This window comes from Streptomyces sp. I05A-00742 (assembly GCF_013055795.1).
Lineage (GTDB): Bacteria > Actinomycetota > Actinomycetes > Streptomycetales > Streptomycetaceae > Streptomyces.
This window is the reverse complement of the sequence record NZ_JABETO010000039.1, coordinates 1-24,844: the sequence shown is the minus strand read 5'-3', so window position 1 is coordinate 24,844 and position 24,844 is coordinate 1. Positions and strand designations below refer to the sequence as shown.

At 72.4% G+C, this 24,844-nt stretch carries 25 protein-coding genes; 12 read left to right on the top strand and 13 right to left on the bottom strand.

The window, feature by feature from the left end; genetic code table 11:
• Positions 1 to 62: 62 nt before the first annotated feature.
• Positions 63 to 683 (bottom strand): heme-copper oxidase subunit III, encoded by a 621-nt coding sequence (locus tag HN013_RS26805; RefSeq protein WP_171170637.1) that lies wholly within the window; start codon positions 681 to 683, stop codon positions 63 to 65.
• 336 nt (positions 684 to 1,019) lie between these two features.
• Between HN013_RS26805 and HN013_RS26800 the strand changes: the two genes are divergently transcribed.
• Positions 1,020 to 1,421, top strand: a complete 402-nt coding sequence (locus HN013_RS26800; protein ID WP_171170635.1) for a hypothetical protein — start codon at positions 1,020 to 1,022, stop codon at positions 1,419 to 1,421.
• A 19-nt stretch (positions 1,422 to 1,440) separates the two neighbouring features.
• On the opposite strand, the gene HN013_RS26795 is transcribed toward HN013_RS26800, so the two are convergent.
• The 4 genes from HN013_RS26795 to coxB form a co-directional block, all read right to left on the bottom strand.
• Positions 1,441 to 2,685 carry an Ig-like domain-containing protein gene (locus tag HN013_RS26795; protein WP_171170633.1) on the bottom strand — a complete coding sequence of 415 codons (1,245 nt, stop codon included), beginning with the start codon at positions 2,683 to 2,685 and terminating at the stop codon, positions 1,441 to 1,443.
• Between the two features lie 131 nt (positions 2,686 to 2,816).
• Positions 2,817 to 3,215 (bottom strand): cytochrome c oxidase subunit 4, encoded by a 399-nt coding sequence (locus tag HN013_RS26790; RefSeq protein WP_171170631.1) that lies wholly within the window; start codon positions 3,213 to 3,215, stop codon positions 2,817 to 2,819.
• Complete coding sequence (gene ctaD, locus HN013_RS26785; protein ID WP_171170629.1) at positions 3,212 to 4,933, bottom strand: cytochrome c oxidase subunit I; 1,722 nt, start codon at positions 4,931 to 4,933, stop codon at positions 3,212 to 3,214. Before ctaD ends, HN013_RS26790 begins: the two co-directional genes overlap by 4 nt.
• The gene (gene coxB / locus HN013_RS26780) at positions 4,930 to 5,895 is read right to left on the bottom strand and encodes a cytochrome c oxidase subunit II (protein ID WP_171170627.1); all 966 of its coding nucleotides are present in this window, start codon (positions 5,893 to 5,895) and stop codon (positions 4,930 to 4,932) included. The genes ctaD and coxB overlap by 4 nt, the downstream gene beginning before the upstream one ends.
• 263 nt (positions 5,896 to 6,158) lie before the next feature.
• Here coxB and HN013_RS26775 point away from each other — a divergent pair, with 263 nt between their 5' ends.
• On the top strand, positions 6,159 to 7,547 hold the full coding sequence (locus HN013_RS26775) for a cysteine desulfurase/sulfurtransferase TusA family protein (protein ID WP_171170625.1): 1,389 nt from the start codon (positions 6,159 to 6,161) through the stop codon (positions 7,545 to 7,547).
• 198 nt (positions 7,548 to 7,745) lie between these two features.
• Here the strand turns inward: HN013_RS26775 and HN013_RS26770 are convergent, their stop codons facing one another.
• Positions 7,746 to 8,720, bottom strand: a complete 975-nt coding sequence (locus HN013_RS26770) for a carbohydrate kinase family protein (protein ID WP_171170623.1) — start codon at positions 8,718 to 8,720, stop codon at positions 7,746 to 7,748.
• A 192-nt stretch (positions 8,721 to 8,912) separates the two neighbouring features.
• Between HN013_RS26770 and HN013_RS26765 the strand changes: the two genes are divergently transcribed.
• On the top strand, positions 8,913 to 9,134 hold the full coding sequence (locus HN013_RS26765) for a hypothetical protein (RefSeq protein WP_212764865.1): 222 nt from the start codon (positions 8,913 to 8,915) through the stop codon (positions 9,132 to 9,134).
• Between the two features lie 123 nt (positions 9,135 to 9,257).
• Entirely contained in the window at positions 9,258 to 10,760 is a 1,503-nt protein-coding gene (locus HN013_RS26760; RefSeq protein ID WP_171170621.1) for a hypothetical protein, read from the top strand.
• 79 nt (positions 10,761 to 10,839) lie between these two features.
• Here the strand turns inward: HN013_RS26760 and HN013_RS26755 are convergent, their stop codons facing one another.
• Positions 10,840 to 11,196 carry an iron-sulfur cluster assembly accessory protein gene (locus HN013_RS26755; protein WP_171170619.1) on the bottom strand — a complete coding sequence of 119 codons (357 nt, stop codon included), beginning with the start codon at positions 11,194 to 11,196 and terminating at the stop codon, positions 10,840 to 10,842.
• Positions 11,197 to 11,440: 244 nt separating this feature from the next.
• Between HN013_RS26755 and nadA the strand changes: the two genes are divergently transcribed.
• A complete protein-coding gene (nadA, locus tag HN013_RS26750; protein ID WP_398980795.1) occupies positions 11,441 to 12,637 on the top strand; it encodes a quinolinate synthase NadA in 1,197 nt (398 codons plus the stop codon).
• A gap of 224 nt (positions 12,638 to 12,861) precedes the next feature.
• Here the strand turns inward: nadA and HN013_RS26745 are convergent, their stop codons facing one another.
• The 4 genes from HN013_RS26745 to HN013_RS26730 form a co-directional block, all read right to left on the bottom strand.
• Positions 12,862 to 13,560: a response regulator transcription factor gene (locus HN013_RS26745; RefSeq protein ID WP_171170615.1), complete on the bottom strand. Its 699-nt coding sequence runs from the start codon at positions 13,558 to 13,560 to the stop codon at positions 12,862 to 12,864.
• Entirely contained in the window at positions 13,557 to 14,843 is a 1,287-nt protein-coding gene (locus tag HN013_RS26740; protein ID WP_171170613.1) for a sensor histidine kinase, read from the bottom strand. Before HN013_RS26740 ends, HN013_RS26745 begins: the two co-directional genes overlap by 4 nt.
• Positions 14,844 to 14,960: 117 nt before the next feature.
• Entirely contained in the window at positions 14,961 to 15,239 is a 279-nt protein-coding gene (locus HN013_RS26735; RefSeq protein WP_171170612.1) for a PspA-associated protein PspAA, read from the bottom strand.
• Positions 15,240 to 15,267: 28 nt separating this feature from the next.
• Entirely contained in the window at positions 15,268 to 16,053 is a 786-nt protein-coding gene (locus HN013_RS26730; RefSeq protein WP_171170610.1) for a PspA/IM30 family protein, read from the bottom strand.
• Between the two features lie 295 nt (positions 16,054 to 16,348).
• Here HN013_RS26730 and HN013_RS26725 point away from each other — a divergent pair, with 295 nt between their 5' ends.
• Positions 16,349 to 16,954 carry a DUF3043 domain-containing protein gene (locus tag HN013_RS26725; protein ID WP_312018722.1) on the top strand — a complete coding sequence of 202 codons (606 nt, stop codon included), beginning with the start codon at positions 16,349 to 16,351 and terminating at the stop codon, positions 16,952 to 16,954.
• A 50-nt stretch (positions 16,955 to 17,004) separates the two neighbouring features.
• The gene (locus HN013_RS26720) at positions 17,005 to 17,877 is read left to right on the top strand and encodes a class I SAM-dependent methyltransferase (protein ID WP_398980794.1); all 873 of its coding nucleotides are present in this window, start codon (positions 17,005 to 17,007) and stop codon (positions 17,875 to 17,877) included.
• 275 nt (positions 17,878 to 18,152) lie between these two features.
• On the opposite strand, the gene HN013_RS26715 is transcribed toward HN013_RS26720, so the two are convergent.
• On the bottom strand, positions 18,153 to 18,368 hold the full coding sequence (locus tag HN013_RS26715) for a hypothetical protein (RefSeq protein ID WP_171170605.1): 216 nt from the start codon (positions 18,366 to 18,368) through the stop codon (positions 18,153 to 18,155).
• A 126-nt stretch (positions 18,369 to 18,494) separates the two neighbouring features.
• Between HN013_RS26715 and HN013_RS26710 the strand changes: the two genes are divergently transcribed.
• The 4 genes from HN013_RS26710 (at position 18,495) to HN013_RS26695 (ending at position 23,518) form a co-directional block, all read left to right on the top strand.
• Positions 18,495 to 19,694, top strand: coding sequence for a bifunctional adenosylcobinamide kinase/adenosylcobinamide-phosphate guanylyltransferase (locus HN013_RS26710; protein ID WP_171170603.1), 1,200 nt, complete (start codon positions 18,495 to 18,497; stop codon positions 19,692 to 19,694).
• A gap of 204 nt (positions 19,695 to 19,898) precedes the next feature.
• Positions 19,899 to 20,945, top strand: a complete 1,047-nt coding sequence (gene cobT / locus HN013_RS26705; protein WP_171170602.1) for a nicotinate-nucleotide--dimethylbenzimidazole phosphoribosyltransferase — start codon at positions 19,899 to 19,901, stop codon at positions 20,943 to 20,945.
• 105 nt (positions 20,946 to 21,050) lie between these two features.
• A complete protein-coding gene (locus tag HN013_RS26700; protein ID WP_171170600.1) occupies positions 21,051 to 22,802 on the top strand; it encodes a phosphatidylglycerol lysyltransferase domain-containing protein in 1,752 nt (583 codons plus the stop codon).
• Positions 22,799 to 23,518 carry a hypothetical protein gene (locus HN013_RS26695; RefSeq protein WP_171170598.1) on the top strand — a complete coding sequence of 240 codons (720 nt, stop codon included), beginning with the start codon at positions 22,799 to 22,801 and terminating at the stop codon, positions 23,516 to 23,518. Before HN013_RS26700 ends, HN013_RS26695 begins: the two co-directional genes overlap by 4 nt.
• Here HN013_RS26695 and HN013_RS26690 read toward each other — a convergent pair.
• On the bottom strand, positions 23,485 to 24,222 hold the full coding sequence (locus HN013_RS26690; protein ID WP_171170596.1) for a hypothetical protein: 738 nt from the start codon (positions 24,220 to 24,222) through the stop codon (positions 23,485 to 23,487). The two genes, HN013_RS26695 and HN013_RS26690, sit on opposite strands and share 34 nt — an antisense overlap.
• A gap of 107 nt (positions 24,223 to 24,329) precedes the next feature.
• Between HN013_RS26690 and HN013_RS26685 the strand changes: the two genes are divergently transcribed.
• On the top strand, positions 24,330 to 24,844 hold a 515-nt coding region (locus tag HN013_RS26685; RefSeq protein ID WP_171170594.1), incomplete at its 3' end, for an adenosylcobinamide-GDP ribazoletransferase.

Sequence of the window (24,844 nt, the reverse complement as noted above, 5' to 3'; positions counted from 1 at the left end):
ATTACCCCGGTGTCAGGATCTTCTGCGTTCGATGCTGGACTGTTGGTCCGGTGCGGGACCGATTACTTGATCAAGTAGATCGTGGCGAAGAGGCCGATCCAGACCACGTCGACGAAGTGCCAGTAGTAGGACACGACGATGGCCGCCGTCGCCTGGTGGTGGGTGAACCTCTTGGCCGCGTACGTCCTGCCCAGGACCAGCAGGAAGGCGATGAGTCCGCCCGTCACGTGCAGGCCGTGGAAGCCGGTCGTCAGGTAGAACGCCGAACCGTACGGGTCGGAGGAGAGCGAGAGGCCCGCCTCCTTGACCAGGTCGGTGTACTCGAAGATCTGGCCACCGATGAAGATGGCACCCATCACGAACGTGATCACGAACCAGGTGCGCAGCTTCTTCACATCACCGCGCTCGGCGGCGAAGACGCCGAGCTGGCAGGTGAGCGAGGAGAGCACCAGGATGGTGGTGTTCGTCGCCGAGAACGGAACGTTCAGGTGCGACGCCATGTCCTTCCAGTGGTCGGCGCCGGTCACCGAACGGAGGGTGAAGTACATCGCGAAGAGGGCCGCGAAGAACATCAGCTCGGAACTCAGCCAGATGATGGTTCCGACGCTGGTGAGGTTCGGTCGGTTGACCGAGGGGTGCGCGTGCCCGGTATCTACTGCTGTTGCTGTCGCCACGACCGACATTATGTCGGTCGCTTATCTCGCGCTCACTCCGGGGGGTGCCGTTCGGTGTGTCAAGGACGTATGCCCTGCTCGTACGGCCGAATCCGGCAGTCGCCCGGTCGTCCCCCAAAGGGGGGAAGGCACCCTTCCGTCATGCCCTGCGCCGCGCGCGCGGACCGCTGGTGACGGGCCGTCGGCGGGCGGCCGCGGGGTCCCGTGGTCCGTCGGGCCCTCCTCCCGGGCGGCCCCCCGGGAGTAGCATCCGCGCAGCGGTCCCCTCGTTCACAGCTGTGCCCGACCCCTCGACGTCCCTTGTCACCCCTCGACGCCCCTTGCCAACGAGCCCGGAGGTCAACGATGCAGCCCACGGTCACGGTACTGGTCTACAGCGACGACGCGAGCACCCGCGAACAGGTGCGGCTGGCCGGCGGCCGGCGGCCCGCGGCGGACCTGCCGCCGGTGGAGTACCTGGAGTGCGCGACCCTGCCCGCCGTGCTGCGGACGCTGGAGGAACACCGGGTCGACGTCTGCGTCCTGGACGGCGAGACGGCCCCCGCGGGCGGTATGGGCGTCTGCCGGCAGCTCAAGGACGAGGTGTTCCGGTGCCCGCCGGTGCTGCTGCTGATCGGCCGGCCGCAGGACGCCTGGCTGGCCACCTGGAGCCGGGCGGACGCGGCGTTGACGCACCCGGTGGACCCGGTGGCCTTCGCCGACGCCCTGGCCGGGCTGGCGCGCACGAGGATCACCGCGGACGCCTGACGGGCCCGCCGGCGGCGCCTCAGACCCTGGGGCGCAGCCGGGCCGCGTCGGCGAGGGTGGTCCCCTCCCGCTTGCCGGCGACGAGGGCGCTGCCCTTGCGCCAGTCCTCCCACGACAGGTTCCAGTCCCCGAAGCCGTTGTCGAAGGGCGTCATGGTGGCGCCCGCGCTGCCGACGACCTTGACGATGTCACCCACCCGGACGTTGTCGAAGAACCATTTGGCGTTCTCGGTGGACATGCCCGTGCAGCCGTGGCTGACGTTGTCGGCGCCCTGCGAGCCCACGGACCAGGGCGCGGCGTGGACGTACTCGCCGCTCCAGGTGACCCGGGTGGCCCAGTAGACGGGCAGGTCGTAGGAGTCGGCGCTGCCCTCGGCGATGCCGATGGTGTCCCCGCGCATCCGTACGAAGGATTCCTGGCCGAGGATCACCTTGACCCCGTTGCGCGTGTCGTACCCGGGTTTGCCGGTCGTCACCGGGATCGAGCGGATCTCCTGGCCGTTCTTCTGCACCGACATGTAGTGCCCCGCGGCGTCGGTGACGGCCTCCACCCGGTCGCCGGTGGTGAGGTGCAGGGGCTGGGACGGGCCGCCGTACATGCCGCCGCCGACCTTGATGCCGTCGAGGGTGGCGTGCACGTCGATGGTGGCGTGGGCGGGCCAGTACTCCTGCGGGCGGTAGTGCAGGATCCGGTTGTTCACCCAGTACCAGGTCCCCTGGACGGCGGGTTTGGACTCGACGCGCAGGGTGCGTTCGACGACGGCCCGCGCGGCGGGGGTCTGGACGGGGGTGCTGAGCTCGGCGGTGATGGGCTGTCCGACGCCGTAGGTGCCGCTCTTGGGGCCGAACGTGACGGTCAGCAGGCGGGTGGCCGGACCGGTGTCGAAACCGATCGTACGGCGGCCCTGGGCCCCGTTCTCGTCCTCGGTGCTCACCCGCACCGTGTAGTGCGCCCCGGCCGCCAGCGAGCCGGTGCTGCGCCAGCGGGAACCGTCCGGGAGGAGCTCTCCGGCCACGTAGCGTCCGGCGGCGTCGGTGGCGATGACGTCGGTGATGCGGTCGCCGCCGGTGGCCTCCACTTCGAGGGGCAGGCTCGGGTCGACCTTGCGGCCGTCCTCCGCGCCCTTCAGCACGACCTGTTCCGTCGCGTCGTACGGCGTTTCGGCCAGCGGGTTGGACGAGCTGCACCCGGTGCCCCCCAGCGCCAGGGGGATCAGCAGCAGCACGCCGCCGAGCACCGTGCGGCGTCGAGGAGAGTGGCTCATGGTCACACCGTAGGAAGGATCGCCACCCGCGGCCCCTGGTGCGCCTGCAAACGGGTGGGGCCCTCCGGGCAAAGAGCCGGGCCCCGCACACCTGGTGGTGTGCGGGGCCCGGCCCGTGCGAACGGGGGAACCTACTGGTTCTGGTTCTCGCCGCGGTAGAACTCGAACACCCAGCCGAAGAGGCCGACCATGATCAGCGGGGCCGAGAAGTACATCAGCCACCAGCCGATCGCGATCGCCGCGAAGGCGAGGGCGCCACCGATCGCCAGGGACAGCGGCTGCCAGCTGTGCGGGGCGAAGAAGCCCAGCTCACCTGCGTCGTCCGCGACGTCCGCGTTCTTGTTGTCCTGCGCTCCGGCGTCCACCCGGCGCGCGGTGAACGCCAGGTAGTAGCCGACCATGATGCAGAGGCCGAAGGCCAGGAAGAGCGCGGTGGTGCCCGCCGGCTCCTTCGACCACACGCCGTAGACGACGGCCATGGCCAGGATGAAGACGGAGAGCCAGATGAACATCCGGCCTTGGATCTTCACTTGCCGGCCTCCTTGCCACCCGCGAGGGCCTTGTCTGCGAGGTTCTCCTCAAGCTCCAGCGCCGCGATCTCGGGGTGGTGCAGATCGAACGCCGGGGATTCCGAGCGGATGCGCGGCAGCGTGAGGAAGTTGTGCCGCGGCGGCGGGCAGGAGGTCGCCCACTCCAGCGAACGGCCGTAGCCCCACGGGTCGTCGACCTCGACCTTCTTGCCGTACTTGGCGGTCTTCCAGACGTTGTAGAAGAACGGCAGTATCGACAGACCGAGCAGGAACGAGCTGATCGTGGAGATGGTGTTCAGCGTCGTCCAGCCGTCGGCCGCCAGGTAGTCGGCGTACCGGCGGGGCATGCCCTCGGCGCCCAGCCAGTGCTGGACGAGGAACGTGCCGTGGAAGCCGACGAACAGCGTCCAGAACGTGATCTTGCCGAGCCGCTCGTCCAGCATCTTGCCCGTGAACTTCGGCCACCAGAAGTGGAATCCGGCGAACATCGCGAACACCACGGTGCCGAAGATGACGTAGTGGAAGTGCGCGACGACGAAGTACGAGTCGGAGACGTGGAAGTCCATCGGCGGCGAGGCCAGGATGACGCCGGTCAGACCACCGAAGGTGAAGGTGATCAGGAAGCCGACGGCCCAGAGCATCGGGGTCTCGAAGGACAGCGAGCCCTTCCACATGGTGCCGATCCAGTTGAAGAACTTCACACCGGTCGGAACCGCGATCAGGAAGGTCATGAAGGAGAAGAACGGCAACAACACGCCGCCCGTGACGTACATGTGGTGCGCCCAGACCGTCACCGAGAGACCGGCGATGGAGATCGTGGCCGCGATCAGGCCCCAGTAGCCGAACATCGGCTTGCGGGAGAAGACCGGGATGACCTCGGAGACGATGCCGAAGAACGGCAGGGCGATGATGTACACCTCGGGGTGGCCGAAGAACCAGAAGAGGTGCTGCCACAGCAGTGTGCCGCCGTTGGCCGGGTCGAAGATGTGGGCACCGAACTTACGGTCGGCCTCCAGCGCGAACAGCGCGGCGGCCAGCACCGGGAAGGCCAGCAGGACCAGGACACCGGTCAGCAGGACGTTCCAGGTGAAGATCGGCATCCGGAACATCGTCATGCCGGGCGCGCGCATGCAGATGATCGTGGTGATGAAGTTGACCGAGCCGAGGATCGTACCGAAGCCGGAGAAGGCCAGACCCATGATCCACAGGTCGGCGCCGACGCCCGGCGAGTGGGCGTTGTCGGTCAGCGGCGAGTAGGCGAACCACCCGAAGTCGGCCGCACCCTGCGGGGTGAGGAAGCCGGCCACCGCGATCAGCGAGCCGAAGAGGTACAGCCAGTAGGCGAACATGTTCAGCCGCGGGAACGCCACGTCGGGCGCGCCGATCTGGAGCGGCATGATCCAGTTCGCGAAACCGGCGAACAGCGGCGTCGCGAACATCAGCAGCATGATCGTGCCGTGCATCGTGAACGCCTGGTTGAACTGCTCGTTCGACATGATCTGCGTGCCGGGGCGAGCGAGTTCCGCACGCATCAGCAGCGCCATCACGCCGCCGATGCAGAAGAACGCGAACGACGTGACCAGGTACAGGGTCCCGATCGTCTTGTGGTCGGTGGTGGTCAGCCACTTGATCACCTGGTTGCCTGGCGTCTTGGCGCGAACAGGCGGTGCTGCCGGGGCTGATGCGGCGGCACCCTGGGGTTCGTTGAGGATGCTCACTTGTTCTTGGTCTCCGCGTTCTTCGCGTGATCCGTCTGCGCGATGCCCGCCGGCAGGTAGCCGGTCTGGCCCTTCTCGGCCAGCTCCTTGAGGTGCTTCTGATAGCGCTCAGGAGAGACGACCTTGACGTTGAAGAGCATCCGCGAGTGGTCCTGTCCACAGAGCTCGGCGCACTTGCCCCGGAAGGTGCCCTCCCGGTTGGGGGTGACCGTGAAGCTGTTGGTGTGCCCGGGGAGAACGTCCTGCTTCATCAGGAACGGCAGCACCCAGAAGGAGTGGCTGACGTCGCGCGAGGTGAGCACGAACTGGACCGTCTCACCCTTGGGCAGCCACAGCGTGGGACCGGGCATGCCGTTCTGCGGGTTCTTCGTCCCCGGGATGCCGGTGTCGTAGACGCCCGCCGCGTCGGCCGGGGCCTTCTTCAGGAACCGGTCCGGGATGGCGTTGAGGTTCTCGATGCCGCGCAGCGGCTTGCCCGGCTTCTGGCCCTCGGCCGTCTCCAGGTAGTTGAACGCCCAGTTCCACTGGAAGCCGATCACGTTCACGACGTGCTTCGGCTTCTCCGGGTTGGCCATGAGCTTGTTCTCGTCACGGGCCGTGAAATAGAAGAGCACCGAGACGATGAGGATCGGGACCACGGTGTACAGGGCCTCAAGAGGCATGTTGTACCGGGTCTGGGCGGGAACCTCGACCTTGCTCCGGCTGCGCCGGTGGAAGATGACGCTCCAGATGATGAGGCCCCACACCAGGACGCCGACCGCGAGGGCGGCAGCCCACGAGCCCTGCCACAGGGAGAGGATCCGCGGCGCCTCCTCCGTGACGGGAGTGGGCATTCCGAGGCGGGGAAAGTCCTTCGATGTGCAACCGGTGGCGGTCGCCAGAACAGCGCCCGCGGCCAGCGCCTGCAGCAGCTTCCGCCGCACCGGGCGCCGCGACGAGCGGTCGGAGCCGTTGGGACTCACGTAGCGCCTTCCCGAGAGTCTCGCCCGCGCGGCCGGCTGCGGCCGTCTCGGTCGGTCGCCGGCCCGCTGCGGGCAGGGTTTGGATGTTTATGCGGACCAAACCCTACTGGACGCTATTTGGGGTCGCGCGGGGAGGGTGCCCAACGCGCCGAGCTGCTGCGCGAAGACTCCCCAAAGAGATGGAACCACCGGCTCCGGGCGGTATCTGGGAGGCCGTCAGCCCTGGCCCGCGGCCGCCCGCGACGCGCGCTAGGTTCGGTCACGTGCCCTACTTCGACGCCGCCTCCGCCGCTCCCCTGCACCCCGTCGCCCGCCAGGCGCTGCTGGCCGCCCTGGACGAGGGCTGGGCCGACCCCGCCCGGCTGTACCGGGAGGGCCGGCGGGCCCGGCTGCTGCTCGACGCGGCCCGCGAGGCCGCGGCCGAGGCGGTCGGCTGTCGCCCGGACGAACTCGTCTTCACCCCTTCGGGTACCCGCGCCCTGCACGACGGCATCGCCGGCGCGCTGGGCGGGCGCCGCAGGACCGGGCGCCATCTGGTGGTCTCCGCGGTCGAGCACTCCGCCGTCCTCCACTCCGCCGAGCTCCTGGAGGCGAACGGCGGAACCGTCACCCGCGTCCCCGTCGACCGGACCGGCCTGGCCGACCCGGCGGCGTACGCGGCGGCCCTGCGCCCGGACACCGCGCTGGCCGCCCTCCAGTCCGCCAACCACGAGGTCGGCACCGAGCAGCCGGTGGCCGAGGTGGCCGCCGTCTGCCGGGCGGCCGGGGTGCCGCTGCTCGTCGACGCCGCCCAGTCGCTGGGCTGGGGGCCGGTGGCCGAGGGCTGGTCCCTGCTGACCGCCAGCGCCCACAAGTGGGGCGGGCCGGCCGGGGTGGGCCTGCTCGCGGTGCGCAAGGGCGTACGGTTCGCCGCCCGCGGCCCGGTCGACGAACGGGAGTCGGGCCGCGCGCCCGGCTTCCCCGATCTTCCCGCGATCGTCGCCGCCGCCGCCTCCCTGCGCGCCGTCCGCGCGGAGGCCGCCGCCGAGGCCGCCCGCCTGCGCCCCCTCGTCGACCGCATCCGGGCCCGCGTCCCCGAACTCGTCCCCGACGTCGAGGTCGTCGGCCACCCCGCCCGACGCCTCCCCCACCTCGTCACCTTCTCCTGCCTCTACGTCGACGGCGAGGCCCTCCTCCACGCCCTCGACCGCGAGGGCTTCTCCGTCTCCTCCGGCTCCTCCTGCACCTCCAGCACGCTGGAGCCGAGCCATGTGCTGCGGGCCATGGGGGTGCTCTCGGAGGGGAACGTCCGGGTTTCGCTGCCGCGTGGGGTTGATGGGGCGGATGTGGAGCGGTTCTTGGAGGTGCTGCCGGGGGTGGTCGCGGATGTGCGTCGGCAGGTCGGGGCGCCGTCGGGGGCGCCCGCTGCTTCTGGGGGCGGTGAGGAGGGTGAGCTTGTTGTGGACGCGCTCGGGAAGCGGTGTCCGATTCCGGTGATCGAGTTGGCGAAGGTGTTTGAGCGGGTGCCGGTTGGGGGGCTGGTGACTGTGCTGTCCGATGATGAGGCGGCTCGGCTGGATATTCCTGCGTGGTGCGATATGCGGGGGCAGGAGTATGTGGGGGAGCGGGGGGTGGGGGGTGGGGTGGGGTATACGGTGCGGCGGCGGTCTTAGGGGTGCCCCGGTCCCGCCCTTTCACCGTTTCTTGCGGGGGCAAGCCCCCGCACCCCCACAGACGGGCTGATTCAGCCCGTCCGGCGTTTGAGGACGCCGCGCGCAGCGCGGCTCGGGGGCGCGGGGCCCTCCCCGCAGAAACGGTGAAATGGGGGTGCCCCCTCTGGGGGGGGGACCGGGGCACAGCCCCCGCAGGGGTCACCCCAGGTGAGCCTGGACCTCCGCCGCCGCCTCGTGCCCGTACGCCTTGGCGAACCGCTCCATGAAGTGCCCGCGCCGCAGCTCGTACTCCTGAGTACCGAGAGTCTCGATCACGAGAGTGGCAAGCATGCAGCCGAGCTGAGCGGCCCGCTCAAGGGAGAGCTCCCAGGTGAGACCGGCGAGGAAGCCGGCACGGAAGGCGTCGCCGACACCGGTCGGATCGACCTTGGCCTGCTCCTCGGCACAGCCGACCTCGAGGACGGGGTCGCCGACCCGCTCGATGCGGACACCGCGGGAGCCGAGGGTGGTGACGCGGGTGCCGACCTTGGCGAGGATCTCGTCCTCGGTCCAGCCGGTCTTGGACTCGATGAGCGCCTTCTCGTACTCGTTGGTGAAGAGGTAGGTGGCGCCCTCGATCAGCTGCCGGATGTCGTCGCCGTCCATGCGGGCGAGCTGCTGGGAGGGGTCGGCGGCGAAGGGGATGCCGCGGGTGCGGCACTCCTCCGTGTGGCGGAGCATCGCCTCGGGGTCGTCGGCGCCGATCAGCACCAGGTCGAGACCGCCGACGCGGTCGGCGACCGGCTGGAGCTCGATGAGGCGGGCCTCGCTCATGGCGCCGGTGTAGAACGACGCGATCTGGTTGTGGTCGGTGTCGGTGGTGCACACGAAACGGGCGGTGTGCAGGACCTCGGAGATGTGGACCGAGTCGGTGTCGACGCCGTGCCGTTCGAGCCAGGCGCGGTAGTCCGCGAAGTCCTCGCCCGCGGCGCCGACGAGGATCGGGCGCAGGCCGAGGACGCCCATGCCGAAGCAGATGTTGGGGCCGACGCCGCCGCGTCGGACGTCGAGGTCGTCGACGAGGAAGGACAGGGAGACCGTGTGCAGCTGGTCCGCCACGAGCTGATCGGCGAATCGGCCGGGGAACGTCATCAGGTGGTCGGTGGCGATGGAGCCGGTGACAGCGATACGCACGGCGAATCTGCTCCTTGCGGGGCGAGGCGGTGAAGGGCGGTGGCGGACCGGTGGAAACGGGTCCGAACAGGAAAAGGCCGTACCACGCTATCGGCTCCGGCTCGGGGCACCAGGCCGGATCTCGCCATGAGCGCCTGAATTTACCCGATGGTCGGCCTTTCTCCTGTGGAGCGACGGTCGTACTGTGCCGGTATGCCGACTCCTGTGAAGCACGTCACCTCCGCCGCCGCGGAGGCCGCCGCCGGCCGCGACGCGCTCGCCGCGCTGCGCCGGGACTGCGCGGGAATGCTGCCGCACTGGAGGGTGCCGCCGGCCGACGAGGCTCCCGCGGCCGGGGCCCGGCCCCTGCACGGTGTGACGGTCCCCGAGCGGACGGCGCGGCTGCTGCGGGGCATGTCCGAGTACGGCGACTGAGTCCCGCGCACCTCTCGCACCCCGGGCGTGGAACCGCTCGCTCCCGTGTTCCGTCCCACCGGCACCTCCCCCTGCCGGGGGCGGGCACGGGACACCGAGGGAACCGGGTGAAGGAGCGATGCGGTGAGCACCGAGGGCGGCACCTCCGGAAAGCGGCGGCGGAAGTACTCGCCGCCGGTGGTCGCGTCGGTCGCGGCGGCCGTGCTGCTGGCCGGGGGCGGCGGCGCGTACTGGGCCTCGACGCAGGGCGGCGGCGGTGGGTCCGCGCCGCCCGCGGCGGAGGGACCGCCTCCGCCGCTGGTCCTGGACGACACGGCCTCCGGCGCGGGTCCTGACGGGCCGCCGCCGGGCATCGCGGTGGGCGAGCCGGACCCGAACGGGACGGCGAAGTACCGGGCCGAGGGCAGGCTGCCGGAGGGCCCGCGCAAGGCCCCGGTCTATCTGGGCGGCCGCGAGCCGGGCGCCGGTGACGTGGCGGCGCTGGCCCGGGCGCTGGGCGTCCGGGGCGAGCCGCGGCGGGCCGACGGCGTGTGGACCGTCGGCGCGAGGACCGGGCCGACGGTCCAGGTGGGGGCGGCGGCGCCGGGCGACTGGGCGTACTCGCGGCACGGGATCGCCGGCGCGAAGCCGTGCGTGCACCCGCCGGGCGCGGGCCCGGAGAAGGAGAAGGACGGCAAGGACGACAAGGGCGGGGACGCCTCCGTCTGCCCGTCGTTCCGTGACCGGCCCGGCGGCTCCGACCCGGCGGCGGCGCTCCCGGTGTCGGAGGAGCGGGCGCGGGCGGCGGCCCGTCCGGTGTTCGAGGCCCTGGGCCTGAAGGACGCGAAGGTGGACGCGGGCCGGGTGTTCGGCGCCGTGCGGTCGGTCACGGCCGATCCGGCGCTGGACTCGGTGCCCACCTACGGTCGGCAGACCGTGCTCCGGATCGGCGCCGACGGCCTCCCGGAGGGCGGCAGCGGACAGTTGTCGGCGCCGTCGAAGGGCGCGGTGTATCCGCTGATCAGCGCCGAGCGGGCACTCGCCGAGCTCAACAAGCGCGCGGGGAAGGGCGGGACGCGGATCGGCGGCTGTGCGACACCGGTACCCGCCGGCGCGGACGCGCGGCAGGCTCCCGGGACGCCGCCCTGCGCGGGCGGCACGCTCCCGCGGGAGCCGGTGCCGATACGCGGGGCGACGTTCGCCCTGGCCGCACGGTCGGTGGAGGGCCGGCCCGCGCTGGTGCCGTCGTGGCTGTTCGAGGCCCGGGTGCCGGGGGACGCCAAGGCCACCGTCACGGTCGTCCAGCCGGCGGTGGACCCGAAGTACCTGGCCCCCGCGCGGGGCATGCGGTCGGCGCCCGGCAGCAGTACGGGGCGGGCGGTACCGGCCCAGGTGACCTCGTACCGCGCCGACGGCACCGGGCTCACCCTGCGCTTCTGGGGTGGGGTGTGCAGCGACTACGCGGCGTCCGCGCAGCAGCAGTCGTCCGCGGCGGTGACGGTGAAGGTCACGGGCACCGAGCGGGAGCCCGGGCGGCCCTGTGTGCTGATGGCCCGGCAGTTCGACCGGAAGGTGGCGCTGGACCGGCCGCTGGACGGGCGGAAGGTCGTGGACGTGGTCACCGGTGAGACGGTGCCGAAGGACTGACGCCGGAGGACCGGCCGGACGCGCGGAAGGCGGGCACCCCCGAGGGTGCCCGCCTTCCGCGCGTCGGTACGCGCAGCCGTCAGCTGAAGGAGTCGCCGCAGGCGCAGGAGCCCGTGGCGTTCGGGTTGTCGATCGTGAAGCCCTGCTTCTCGATGGTGTCCACGAAGTCGATGGAGGCGCCGCCCAGGTACGGGGCGCTCATCCGGTCGGTGACGACCTTGACGCCGCCGAAGTCCTTCACGACGTCGCCGTCGAGCGAGCGCTCGTCGAAGAAGAGCTGGTAGCGCAGACCGGAGCAACCGCCCGGCTGGACGGCGACGCGCAGGGCGAGGTCGTCACGGCCCTCCTGCTCCAGCAGGCTCCTGACCTTCTCGGCCGCGGCGTCGGACAGGAGGATGCCGTCGCTCACAGTGGTCTTCTCGTCCTGAACGGACATCTGCTTCACTCCCGGGTTTCGTGCGGACTGCTTGCCCTCGGCTGAACCGACGGAGCCCGGGATTCATTCCGGGTCCGGCCGTTGGTTTCCGCCTTTCATGCTCGCACATCCGGCGCCGGACCGGGAATGCGTCACATCGACGCAATGGCCATCGTCAAAGTGACACGAAGCAGTTATGATAGATAACGTCAAATTGACGACAAGGCCGGTGCAGATGAGTCCGGTCGTCCGCAGAACAGAAAGGGTGCGTGTCGTGACCACCGCCCAGTCCCTGGATTTCCAGGACCCCGCCCCGTCGCCCCTCGCCCTGCTGCTGCTCGGCCGTGAGTCCGACCCACGCAGCGAGCGCGGCGTGGAGTGCCCCGGCGACCTGCCGGCGCCCTCCGACCCGGACCTGGTGGAGCGGGCCCGCGCCGCGAAGGCGAAGCTGGGTGACCGGGTCTTCGTCCTCGGCCACCACTACCAGCGCGACGAGGTGATCGAGTTCGCGGACGTCACCGGCGACTCCTTCAAGCTCGCCCGCGACGCGGCGGCCCGTCCCGACGCGGAGTACATCGTCTTCTGCGGCGTCCACTTCATGGCCGAGTCTGCCGACATCCTCACCACCGACGCCCAGCAGGTCGTCCTGCCGGACCTCGCGGCCGGCTGCTCCATGGCCGACATGGCCACCGCCGAGCAGGTCGCCGAGTGCTGGGACGTGCTCACCGAGGCCGGCGTGGCCGAAGTCACCGTGCCCGTCTCCTACATGAACTCCTCCGCCGACATCAAGGCGTTCACCGGCAAGCACGGCGGCACCATCTGCACCTCCTCCAACGCCGAGCGCGCCCTCAACTGGGCCTTCGAGCAGGGCGAGAAGGTGCTCTTCCTGCCCGACCAGCACCTCGGCCGCAACACCGCCGTCCGCGACCTCGGCCTGTCCCTCGACGACTGCGTCCTCTACAACCCCCACAAGCCGAACGGCGGGCTCACCGCCGAGCAGCTGCGCGGCGCCAAGATGATCCTCTGGCGCGGGCACTGCTCCGTCCACGGCCGCTTCTCGCTCGACTCCGTCCGCGAGGTGCGCGAGCGCATACCCGGCGTCAATGTGCTCGTCCACCCCGAGTGCAAGCACGAGGTCGTGGCCGCCGCCGACTACGTCGGCTCCACCGAGTACATCATCAAGGCCCTGGAGGCCGCCCCCGCCGGGTCGAAGTGGGCCATCGGCACCGAGCTCAACCTCGTCCGGCGGCTGGCGAACCGGTTCGCCGCGGAGGACAAGGAGATTGTCTTTCTCGACCGGACCGTGTGCTTCTGCTCGACCATGAACCGGATCGATCTGCCGCATCTGGTGTGGGCGCTGGAGTCGCTCGCCGAGGGCAAGGTCGTGAACCGGATCGAGGTCGATCCGGAGGTTGCCTCCTTCTCGAAGCTGGCGCTGGAGCGGATGCTGGCGCTTCCGTAGGGGGTTTTCTCCCCGCCCCGCCCCTTCCCGTTTCTTGCGGGGGCGGGGCCCCCGCGACCCCCGAAACCGCGCTCCGCGCGGTTGTCCTCAAACGCCGGACGGGCTGAAGTGTGCGCGCGGGCGGGACAACCAGCCCGTCCGGCGTTTGAGGACGCCGCGCGCAGCGCGGCTCGGGGGGTCTGGGGGCTCGCCCCCAGGAATCGGAGAAGGGGCGGGACCGGGGCTCACTCCCCCCGCGGCCGCACCAGCCCCGACTCGTAAGCGATCACGACCAACTGCGCGCGATCGCGCGCACCGAGCTTCGCCATCGCCCGATTCACGTGCGTCTTCACCGTCAGCGGACTGACAGCCAGCCGCTCCCCTATCTCGTCATTCGACAAACCCCCCGCCACCTGCACCAAAACCTCCCGCTCCCGCCCAGTGAGCGCGTCGAGCGCCGCAGCCCCCGCCCGCCCGGGCCCGTCGTCGGAGTAGGCGCCGCCCTGGGCGAGGAAGGTGGCGATGAGGCCCTTCGTCGCCGCGGGCGAGAGGAGCGCCTCGCCGGCGGCGGCGATGCGGATGGCGGCGAGGAGTTCGTCGGGCTCGGCGCCCTTGCCGAGGAAGCCGGAGGCACCGGCGCGCAGGGACTGGACGACGTACTCGTCGACCTCGAAGGTCGTGAGCATGACGACGCGGACCCCGTCGAGGGAGGGGTCGGAGCAGATCTCGCGGGTGGCGGCGAGGCCGTCGACGCCGGGCATGCGGATGTCCATGAGGACGACGTCGGGGCGGACCTCGCGGGCCAGCCGGACGGCCTGGGTGCCGTCGGCGGCTTCGCCGACGACGCGCATGCCGGGTTCGGAGTCGACGAGCACCCGGAAGGCGCTGCGCAACAGCGCCTGGTCGTCGGCGAGGAGAACGCGGATGGAGGACTCGTCGGTCATGAAGTCAGCCTAGGCGCGGCGGCGGTGGGGACGGGCAGGCGGACGCGGACGCGGAATCCGGCGGTCCCCTGGCGCGGTCCGGTCTCGATGGTGCCGCCGAGGGCGGTGACGCGCTCGCGCATGCCGACGAGCCCGTGCCCGCCGGTGGGGCCCTGGGGAGGGACCCGTTCGGGGCAGCCGGGGCCCTCGTCCAGGACGGTGAGCACCAGGCTGCCGGGGGCGCGCAGGATCGCCACCTCGGCGCGGGCCCCGGGGCCGGCGTGCTTGTGGACGTTGGTCAGGGCCTCCTGGATCACCCGGTACGCGGTGAGGTCGACGGCGGCGGGCAGCGGGCCGACGAGGGACGCCGTCCGGGCGGTGTCCGCGCCGCTGTCATACGCGTCGGCGGGGGCGCCGGACAGCGAGACGGTCACGCACAGCCCGGCGCGGGTGAACCCGTCCACGAGCTGGTCGAACACGCCCAGTCCCGGCGCCGGTTCGGTGGGGGCCTCGGGGTCGCCGTGCTGGCGGAGCAGACCGACCGTGGCCCGTAGCTCGTTCAGGGCCGACCGGCTCGCCTCACGGACGTGGGCGAGGGCCTGTTTGGCCTGGTCCGGGCGGCTGTCCATGACGTGGGAGGCCACCCCGGCCTGGACGTTGACGAGGGCGATGTGGTGGGCGACCACGTCGTGCAGCTCGCGGGCGATCCGCAGCCGCTCCTCGGCGACCCGGCGGCGGGCCTCGTCCTCGCGGGAGCGCTCGGCCCGCAGGGCCCGCTCCTCGATCGCGGCCACGTAGGCGCGGCGGCTGCGGACGGCGTCGCCCGCGGCGGCGGCCATGCCGGCCCAGGCGAGCATCCCCACGTTCTCCTGGGCGTACCAGGGCGGCGGCCCCAGCAGCATCGCCGCGCCGGTGAGGCCGGTGACGGTGACCACCGAGATGCGCAGGGCCGTGGGGCGCTCGGTGCGGGAGACGACGGTGTAGAGGGCCACCGCGGCGGCCGACGCGATCTGGATGCGCGGGATCCCGTCGCCGGTGTCCATGGCGCCCACCACGGTGAGCACGGAGATCAGCACCAGGACCGTGCGCGGCGCCCGGCGGCGGGCCGCCAGGCAGGCGCAGGCGAGGACGGCGCACAGCATGAAGCCGGGCCGGAGCGGGTGCTCCGCGACGCGGCGGCCGACGAAGAGGCCGCCGATGATCACGGCGAGGACGCCGGCGGCCAGCACCGTGTCGGCGGCGGCCGGGTGGGCACGCAGCCGGTCGAGCGGGCGGGGGCGGCCGGGGGCGGCGGGGGAGGTCATCGCGATCCCATCGGGGACGAACGTCGCACGCCCCCGTCCTCGTCGGGGCGGGGGCGCGGCGGGAGCCGGGGTGCCGGTGACCGGGTCGCCGGGGGGTCCGGGGACCAGTGAGCGGGTTCAGCCGGGGATGAGGCCGTCGTCGCCGAGCATCTGGCGGACGTCGTCGATCGAGGAGTCCGGGGCGGGCAGGATCAGCTCGGAGGGTTCGAGGGCGTCGTCGGGCAGCGGGGTGCCCAGCCGGCGCACGGCTTCGAGCAGGGCGTCGAGGGTGCGGCGGAAGCCGGTCTCGTCACCGCCCTCCATCTCCTCCAGGAGCTCGTCGTCCAGCTTGTTGAGCTCGGTGAAGTGGCTGTCGGCCAGCTTCCACTGGCCCTCGCCCATGATGCGAACGATCACGACGGCTCCTCTCTCTCGCCCGCCCCCGTCAGCGCTTGTTGAAGTCTGGACGGTCCTGCGGCTGAGCCTGCTGCGCCTGGTTGCCGCCCTCGATGGCGGGCTTGGCGGTGCCGCCGGAGAGCTCGGCCTTCATCCGCTGGAGCTCCAGCTCGACGTCCGAGCCGCTCGACAGACGGTCGAGCTCGGCCGTGATGTCGTCCTTCGCCATCCCCGTGGGGTCGTCGAGGGCGCCGGAGGCGAGGAGCTCGTCGATGGCGCCGGCCCGGGCCTGGAGCTGCGCCGTCTTGTCCTCGGCGCGCTGGATGGCCATGCCGACGTCACCCATCTCCTCGGAGATGCCGGAGAAGGCCTCGCCGATCCGGGTCTGGGCCTGGGCCGCCGTGTAGGTGGCCTTGATGGTCTCCTTCTTGGTGCGGAAGGCGTCGACCTTGGCCTGCAGCCGCTGGGAGGCGAGGGTGAGCTTCTCCTCCTCGCCCTGGAGCGTCTGGTGCTGCGTCTCCAGGTCGCTGACCTGCTGCTGGAGGGCGGCGCGGCGGGTGAGCGCCTCGCGCGCCAGGTCCTCGCGGCCGAGGGCCAGTGCCTTGCGGCCCTGTTCCTCCAGCTTCGAGGACTGTCCCTGGAGCTGGGTGAGCTGGAGCTCCAGGCGCTTGCGGGAGGTGGCCACGTCGGCCACGCCCCGGCGCACCTTCTGGAGCAGCTCGACCTGCTTCTGGTACGAGTAGTCGAGGGTCTCGCGCGGATCCTCGGCCCGGTCCAGGGCCTTGTTGGCCTTCGCGCGGAAAATCATCCCCATACGCTTCATGACACCGCTCATGGGCCTCGCGCGCCCCCTTCTGACCGACTAGCTCGGGCTTCGGCTCCATCACACCTAACAGAACCCACAGTACGGGGCCTCTCCCCATTACCGCACTGTCCGGACCCGGATGCGCTCCTCCTGCAGGACGATCAGGGGGACGCGTTCCTCCGGCGGGAGGAGGAGACGGCCCCACCGGGTCGTCCTCCCGGGAGCCCGGAACGGCCCGCGGACCGGGGAGTCCGCGGAGAGCATCATCGGATCGTTCCCCAGAACGCTGGGGTCCACCCCTGGAAACCCCGTACCCTTGGGTCCCGTGTTCCGAAGCCGTTCGAAGGAAGAGCAGTCCGCCAAGGTCGCCGACGCCAAGGTGACCGCGGACGAGCCCCAGCAGCCCCGTCATCCGGAGGCCCCCAAGGGCCGCCCCACGCCCAAGCGCAGTCAGGCCTCGGCGCAACGCCGCAGCCTGGCCAGTACGCCGGCCAACCGTAAGGAGGCCGCCAAGCGGCAGCGGGAGGCCCGCCGGGCCGACATGGCCAAGCAGCGCGAGGCGCTGGCCAACGGCGACGAGCGGTTCCTGCCTGTCCGTGACAAGGGGCCGGTCCGGCGCTTCGTGCGCGACTTCGTGGACTCCCGGTTCACGGTCATGGAGTTCTTCCTGCCGCTCGCGGTGGTGATCCTCGTGATGAGCATGATCAACCAGGGCAAGTTCCAGCAGTTCGTGCTGCTGGCCTGGATGGTCGTCATCCTGGTGATCGTCCTGAACTCGGTCGTCATCGCCGTCACCCTGAAGAAGGCGCTGAAGAAGAAGCTCCCCGGCGAGCCCACCAAGGGCGCCATCCCCTACGCGCTGATGCGCAGCCTCCAGATGCGGCGCCTGCGTCTGCCCAAGCCGAAGGTCAAGCGCGGGGCGAAGCCCTGAGCGGCTCTTCGTGGGGCCCGGCCGGCGCGCTGCCGGACGGGCCCGGGCCGGTGCCGGCGACGGCGTCCGGGGCCCTGGCGGAGGTGACCGCCGGGGCGGCGTCCGGGCCGGTGCCCGCGCCCCCGCCGGGGCCGGCGCACGGGACGGGCTCCTTCGGATTCGCCGGCGAGCTCGCCGACGAGGGCCTGCGGGAGGGGTTACGGAACACGGTCCGGCACGAGCTGGTCGCCCGGCAGATCGACGAGCAGATCGCGGCCTGCTTCCCGGTCGGACGGCGGCTGCGCGTCCTCGACGTGGGCCTCGCCCACGGCACCCAGGCCCTGCGGCTGGCCCGCGCCGGGCACGAGATCACCGCCCTGGAGTCCGACCCGGGGACGGTGGCCGCGGTCCGCAGGGTGCTCGCCGCCGAGCCGGCGGGGATCCGGGACCGGGTCCGGCTCATCGAGGGCGACGGCCGGGACACGGGGGTGCACTTCACCCCGGGCGCCTTCGACCTCGTGCTCTGTCACGGCGTGCTGATGTACGTCCCGGAGCCCGATCCCCTGCTGGCCGGGCTGGCCCGGGTGCTGGCCCCCGGCGGCCTGCTGTCCCTCCTGGTGCGCAACGCCGACGCGCTGGCCCTGCGGCCGGGGCTCGCCGGCGACTGGGACCGGACGCTGGCCGCCTTCGACTCCCCCTACGGGACCGACCGGGCGGGCAACCCCGTCCGCGCGGACCGGCGCGAGACCCTGACCGCCACCCTGGCCGGCATCAACGCCCCGCTCCGGGCCTGGTACGGGGTCCGGGTCTTCACCGACCCGCCCGCGCGGCCCCGCAGGGGCGATCTGGACCGCCTGCTGGTGGCCGAGGAACGGGCCGGGCGGACGGATCCGTACCGGGCGGTGGCGGCGCTGCTGCACCTGTGCGGGGTGCGGGGCGGGTAGCCCTGTGCGGGGCGGGTGGGGATCGGCCGATCCGGTCTGCCGGCCCGGTTCGGTGCCCGCCGGCCTGAGGAGCGGTCCCGTAAGGGCCCGGCCCCGGGACCGCCCCGTAGGGGCCGTCCTCGGGACCGGCCCCTCACGCCGTCCCGGCCCAGCGGCCGAGCGACCCGAGCGGGCATGCGGAAGTCCGGTGCGCTACCGCGCCCCGTAAGGGGCGCGGGGAGCTGCACGACCGGCCACAGACGGCCCGCAGTCGCATGACCTCACTTCCGGAGCGCTCAGCTCTCCGCCGCCGCCCGCAGGCTCATCGGCGCCTCGTAGATCTCCTTGCCGTCCTCGAAGAGCCGCACCTGCTCCACGCCGCCGTCGAGCAGCGCCCGCCACTCCTCGCCGACCCAGGACTCCGCGTCCCCCTGCGTCGTGAACTCCTCCGGCTCCACGGCCGGGGCCGTCTCCGTCCCGTCCGCCTTCTCGAACCGCCACACCCACGCCATGTCAGCCTCCCGAGACTCGTGGTTCGCTGCCGAGCGCAGCCTAACCCCCGGCCGGGGGCGCGGTCCCGGGGCGAGAAAGGGTGATCCCGGCGCGCCCGCCGTGCGTGGACGCGAGACGATCGGGGCGTGGAACTGACTCTGCTCGGCACCGGAGCCCCCGAGGGGCTGCCGCGCCCCGGCTGTCCCTGCGCCGCCTGCGCCACCGCCGTCGGCGAGGACGCGCGGGCGGCGACCGCGCTGCTCGTCGACGGCGCGCTGCTGCTCGACCTGACGCCCGGCCCGGCGTTCGCCGCCGCCCGGGCGGGCCGGAGCGTCGCCGGGGTGCGTCAGGTGCTGCTCTCCCACCCGCACGACGGCCCGGCCGTCGAGCTGCCCCCCGGGCTGCCGGCGCCGGTGCGGGTGCCGGACGGGCGGGACCTGTCGGTGATCAGCGGGCACCGGGTGCGGGCGGTCGCCCTGGACGCGCCGGGCACCGGCTACGAGGTGACGGGCCCCGAGGGCGACCGCCTCCTCTACCTGCCGCCCGGCGGCGCCCCGGCCGGGCTCTCCGCCGCGTCCGGCCCCTACGACCTCGTCCTGCTCGACGTCGTGGACCGGCCCGACGCCCTCGCCCGGCTGCGCGAGACCGGCGCCGTCACCGCCACCACGGACGTCCTCGCCGTCCACCTCGGCCACGAGGTGCCGCCCGGCCCCGAGCTCCACCGCCGACTCGCCGCCGCCGGCGCCCGTACCGTCCCGGACGGGACCACCCTGACGGTCGGCGACTACCACGCCGTTCCCGACGTCCCCCGGCGCACCCTCGTCCTCGGCGGCGCGCGCTCCGGCAAGTCCGTCGAGGCCGAGCGGCGCCTGGAGTCCTTCCCCGACGTCCTCTACGTCGCCACCGGCGGCACCCGCGACGGCGACAACGACTGGGCCGCCCGCGTCGCCCTCCACCGCGAACGCCGCCCCTCCTCCTGGCGCACCGCCGAGACCTGCGACCTCGTCCCGCTGCTCGCCTCCGACGGCCCGCCGCTCCTCGTCGACTGCCTCTCCCTGTGGCTCACCCACGCGATGGACTCCGTCTCGGCCTGGGACGACGCGGCGTGGGCCAACGGGGGTGCGGCGGCGCTGGCGCGGCGGGTCTCCGAGCTGGTGGGGGCGGTGCGGGAGACTCGGCGGACCGTTGTCGCCGTGAGCAACGAGGTCGGGTCGGGGGTTGTGCCGGCGACCTCGTCCGGGCGGCGGTTCCGGGATGAGCTGGGGCGGTTGAACGCGGCGTGGGGGGCGGAGTGTGAGCATGTGGTGTTGGTGGTGGCGGGGGTGGCGGTGCGGTTGCGGGGGTGAGGGGGTTTGCCCCGGGCCCGCCCTTTCACCGTTTCTTGCAGGGGCTGCGCCCCCGCACCCCCGAAACCGCGCTCCGCGCGGTTGTCCTCAAACGCCGGACGGGCTGAATAGCCCGTCCGGCGTTTGAGGACAAGCGGCGAAGCCGCTTTCAGGGGGCTGGGGCAACACCCAACCCCAGCCCCCCGCACGGGTAGTGTGTCGCGGATGAGCGGTCTGAACCTTGATGACTTCGCCACGCTGATCGAGCGCCCCGACCCCGACATCCGCCGCGACGCGGAGGAGCGGCGCGAGCGGCTCACCCCCCGCCCGGGCGCCTTCGGCCGCCTGGACGAGCTCGGCGAGTGGCTGGCGGCCGCGCAGGGCGGCGTGCCGGTGAAGCCGGTGGAGCGGCCGAAGGCGGTGCTGTTCGCGGGGGACCACGGAGTGGCGTCGCTGGGTGTCTCGGCGGGCCCGGAGGAGGGCGCGTACCCGCTGGTGCGGGCGGCGCTGGACGGGGAGAGCGCGGCGGCGGTGCTGGCGCGCCGGTCCGGCGTGGGGCTGCGGGTGGTCGACATGGCGCTGGACTGCGATCCGGGGCTGCTGCCGGAGGAGGTCACGCGGCACCGGGTGCGGCGGGGCTCGGGCCGGATCGACATCGAGGACGCCCTGACCGCGGAGGAGGCGGAGCGCGCGTTCCGGGCGGGGATGGCGATCGCGGACGAGGAGGCGGACTCCGGCACCGACCTGCTGGTGCTGGGCGATCTGAGCGTGGGCGGCACGACCGCGGCCGGCACCCTGATCGGGGCGCTGTGCGGGACGGACGCGTCGGTGGTGACGGGCCGGGGCGGCGCGGGCATCGACGACCTGGCCTGGATGCGCAAGTGCGCGGCGATCCGGGACGCCCTGCGCCGGGCGCGGCCCGTGCTGGGGGACCAGCTGGAGCTGCTGGCGGCGACGGGGGGCGCGGACCTGACGGCGATCACCGGGTTCCTGCTCCAGAGCGCCGTCCGCCGGACGCCCGTGATCCTGGACGGCGTGGTCTCGGCGGCGTGCGCCCTCGTCGCGCAGCGGGTCGCCTTCCGGGCCCCGGACTGGTGGCTGGCCGGGCAGAACAGCGGTGATCCGGCCCAGGCGAAGGCGCTCGACCGGATCGCGCTCAACCCTCTCCTCGATCACGGCGTCACACTGGGCGGGGGAACGGGTGCGCTGCTCGCCCTGCCACTGGTGCAGGCGGCGGCGTCCCTGGCGGCGGAACTTCCCGAACGCTCCTGAGCCGACACGGGACCGAAGGTCTCGACAGCGGTCCCCGGCAGCGGAAACGTGGAGGCCACGCCGTACACCAGCCCCCGTCCGTCGCCTTCCTCAGGAGAAGTCCGCTTGACTCCGGATGACGAGGTGCGCCGCGGCCCCTGGCCACGGCGCGCCGCTGCCTTCGCCGTGTGGTACTTGCGTGCCGTCGCCTTCGTCAACCTGCTCAGCGCGTTCTGGGTGTCCTTCGGAGCCAGCATCCGGCGGCACAGCGTCGACGACTACTTCACCCCCTACCTGCTGGAGGCCAGTTTCACGTCGGCCGTGGTGTCGCTGTTCATGGCGATCACCCTGCGCCGCCGGAAGCGGGCCGCCTGGATCCTCAACCTGGCGCTCGCCGGGGTGCTCCTCCTGCTGCTGGCCCTGCTGATGTGGTTCCCGGAGTTCCGGGCGCACGGCCAGAACTGGTTCTCGGTGGTGATCACGGCGCTGTTCGTGGCCGCCCTGGTGGTGGGCCGGCGCGAGTTCTACGCGATCGGCGACCGCTCCAACCCCAAGCTCGCCGCGGCCGTCGCGGCCGGGGGCCTGCTCGTCTGCTCGCTGATCGCCGCCTTCCTGGTGACGGTCACCAACCAGGCGGGCGCAGGGCAGCACGCCACGTTCTGGGAGCGGTGGCGCTACGGCGTGCGGCGGCTGGTGTTCCTGGTGAGCGACGACAGCCGGTTCCCGGCGATCGACACCCCGGACTGGGTCAACGTCACCATCAATGTGATGAGCACGGTGCTGCTGGTCCTGGTGGTGTGGGCGGCGTTCCGCTCCCGCCGGGCCACGGACCCGCTGACGCCGGAGGACGAGTCGCGGCTGCGGGCGCTGCTCGACCGGTACGGCGACCGGGACTCCCTGGGCTACTTCGCGCTGCGCCGCGAGAAGAGCGTCGTGTGGTCGCCGTCGGGGAAGGCGGCGGTCACGTACCGGGTGGTGGGCGGGGTCTCGCTCGCCTCCGGCGACCCGCTCGGCGATCCGGAGGCATGGCCGGGTGCCATCGAGCCCTGGCTGGCCGAGGCCCGGGCGCACGGCTGGATCCCGGCCGTGATGGGCGCGAGCGAGGAGGGCGGCACCGTCTACGCCCGGCACGGGATGGACGCCCTCGAACTCGGTGACGAAGCCATCGTCGACACGGCCGAGTTCACCCTGGAGGGCCGGGCGATGCGCACCGTCCGGCAGGCGTACAACCGGGTGAAGCGGGCCGGGTACACCGTGCGCATCCGGCGGCACGAGGACATCCCCGAGGAGGAGATGGCCGAGCTGCTGCGGCGCGCCGACGACTGGCGGGACGGGGCGACCGAGCGCGGTTTCTCGATGGCGCTGGGCCGGCTGGGCGATCCGGACGACGGCCGCTGCGTGATGCTGGAGTGCCATGACGGCAAGGGCGAGTTGCGCGCCCTGCTGAGCTTCGTGCCGTGGGGCCCGAAGGGCCTGTCGCTGGATCTGATGCGCCGTGACCGGGACTCCGAGAACGGCCTGATGGAGTTCATGGTGATCGAACTCCTCCAGCGGGCGCGGGACCTGCGCATCGCCCAGGTGTCGCTGAACTTCGCGATGTTCCGCTCGGTCTTCGAGCGCGGCTCGCGGCTCGGCGCGGGCCCGGTGCTGCGGGCCTGGCGCTCGCTGCTGAGCTTCTTCTCGCGCTGGTGGCAGATTGAATCGCTCTACCGTGCAAATGCGAAGTACCGCCCGATCTGGGAGCCTCGTTTCATGCTGTTCGAGAAGAGCAGTGACCTGTTGCGGATCGGCGTCGCCAGTGCCCGCGCGGAAGGCTTCCTGGAGGCGCCCGGCCTGCCCAAGTGGCTGAACCGCAAGCATCTGGAGAGCCGGCGATGAACCGCGCGGCGCTGCGACGCGCCGCGCGCACCGAATGGGGACCGCTCGCCGCGACCGTGACGGACGCGATCACCCGCGAACGGTTCCGCGCGATTCCGATGACGCTCTCCGCGGTCGCCCTGACCGCCGCCTTCCAGGTGGTGCAGAACCAGTCCTGGGGCTTCGGCCCGGTCCAGGCGGTGGGTTCGGTGCGGGCCGAGCTGCCGTGGTGGCTGGCGCTGCTGCGGACGCCGCTGTCGCTGTTCGTCCCGGCGCTGGACCTGCCGGTCTGGGGGGCGCTCGCCCAGGTGCTGATCGTCTTCGGTATCTCCGAGATCTGTCTGGGCCCGTGGCGGACGCTCGCCGTCGCCTACGTCGCCACCCTCGCCGGGACGATGTACGCGCGGCTGGCGATCGCCCTGGGCCCCGGCCTGCTGGGGCTGCCGCCCGGAGAGGCCAAGGTGGTCGACACCGGCCCGTCGGCGGCCGTCGTCGGCCTGGCGGTGTACGTGTCCTGGCGCTACCGGGCCTGGGGCACCTGCGCGGTGGTGGTCCTGGCGATGGTCGCCGAGGTGGTCCTCAAGCCGAACCTGGCGGGCAAGGAGCACATCGCGGCCGTCCTGGCGATGCTGGCGCTGAGCGCGGCGGACGAGCTGCGCAGGCGCCGCCGCAAGCCGCGGGACGACCGCTTCCGGGACGGCGATCAGCGGTCGGGGGCGCCCGCCACCAGGTCGTGAAGCCGGTTGCGGACGGCGTTCCAGCGGGCGTCGTGCCGGTAGGCCCGCACCCGGGCGCGGCGGCGGGCGCGCGGGCGGTGGCGGTAGAAGCGGCGGGCCCACGGGGAGCCGGGCCGGGCCAGCCGCACCGCGCCGATCAGCGCCACGAGCGGCACGACCGCGCCGATGAGCGCTATCCGCGGCTTGCCCTTGGCGAGTGCGAAGAGGGCGATCAGAAAGTTGACCAGCATGTTGGTCACCACGATGCTGCGGCTGCGCAGTTCCTCCGGGGTCAGCTCGCTCACCCCGAAGGGGGAGAACCCCGAGAGCACCAGGGCGACCAGGGCCGCCGTCAGCACCACGATCTCGACGCTCTTGCGGCCCTGCTCGGTCCAGTAGACGTCGTCGAGGTGCAGGATCAGCGCGAACTCGTCCAGTACCAGCCCGGCGCCGGTCCCGAAGACCACCGCCGCGACGAGCGCGCTCAGCCCGTGCCGGCCCGCCGCGACCGCGCCGAAGCCACCGATCACCATCAGCACCACCCCGGGGACGACATGGTGGACGTGCAGACCGCCGGGGCGGATGTTGCGGAAGGGGCCCTTGCCCGCGCGGATGAGCCGGGTGATGATCCGGGTGACCACGAACGTCAGCACGAACGCGGTCAGGGCCGCCAGCAGCGGCAGCTTGCCCGGCTCGACGACATTGCGGTCAAGCCAGTGTTCCATCGGACTCCCGCACTTCCGAACTCCGCCCTGACGTGCAGCTTATCGGCAACCAAGGGCCTTTCAGGGCCGTCCCCCGGCCGGTGGGGGCCCGGGATACCCTGCCCGCGATGACCGACGCCCCGTCCGCCCGCGCGACCACCGGTGACGCCCTCCGGTTCGCCTTCGGCACCCTGACCGTACTGCCCGTCCGCCTGACCCGCTGGGACCGCGCGGCGGCGCGCGGCGGCATGCTCGCCGCACCGCTCGCCGGACTGGCCGTGGGCGTGTGCGCCGGCGCGGCGGGCTGGCTGTTCCTGCTGCTCGGGACGGGCCCCGCGGTCGCGGCGGTGGCCGCCGCGGCGGTGCCCGCCGTGCTCACCCGGGGCCTGCACCTGGACGGGCTGGCCGACGTCGCCGACGGACTGGGCAGCGGCCGGCCGGCCGAGGACGCGCTGCGGATCATGAAGCAGTCGGACATCGGCCCGTTCGGCGTCGTCACCCTGGTGTTCGTGCTGCTCGGGCAGGCCGCCGTGCTCGCCGGCGGGTACGCCGGCGGCGGGGCGCGCGGCGCCCTCACCGCGGTGGTCGCGGCCGTCGCCGCCCGCTGCGCCCTCACCCTCGCCGCCCGGCGCGGCGTCCCCGC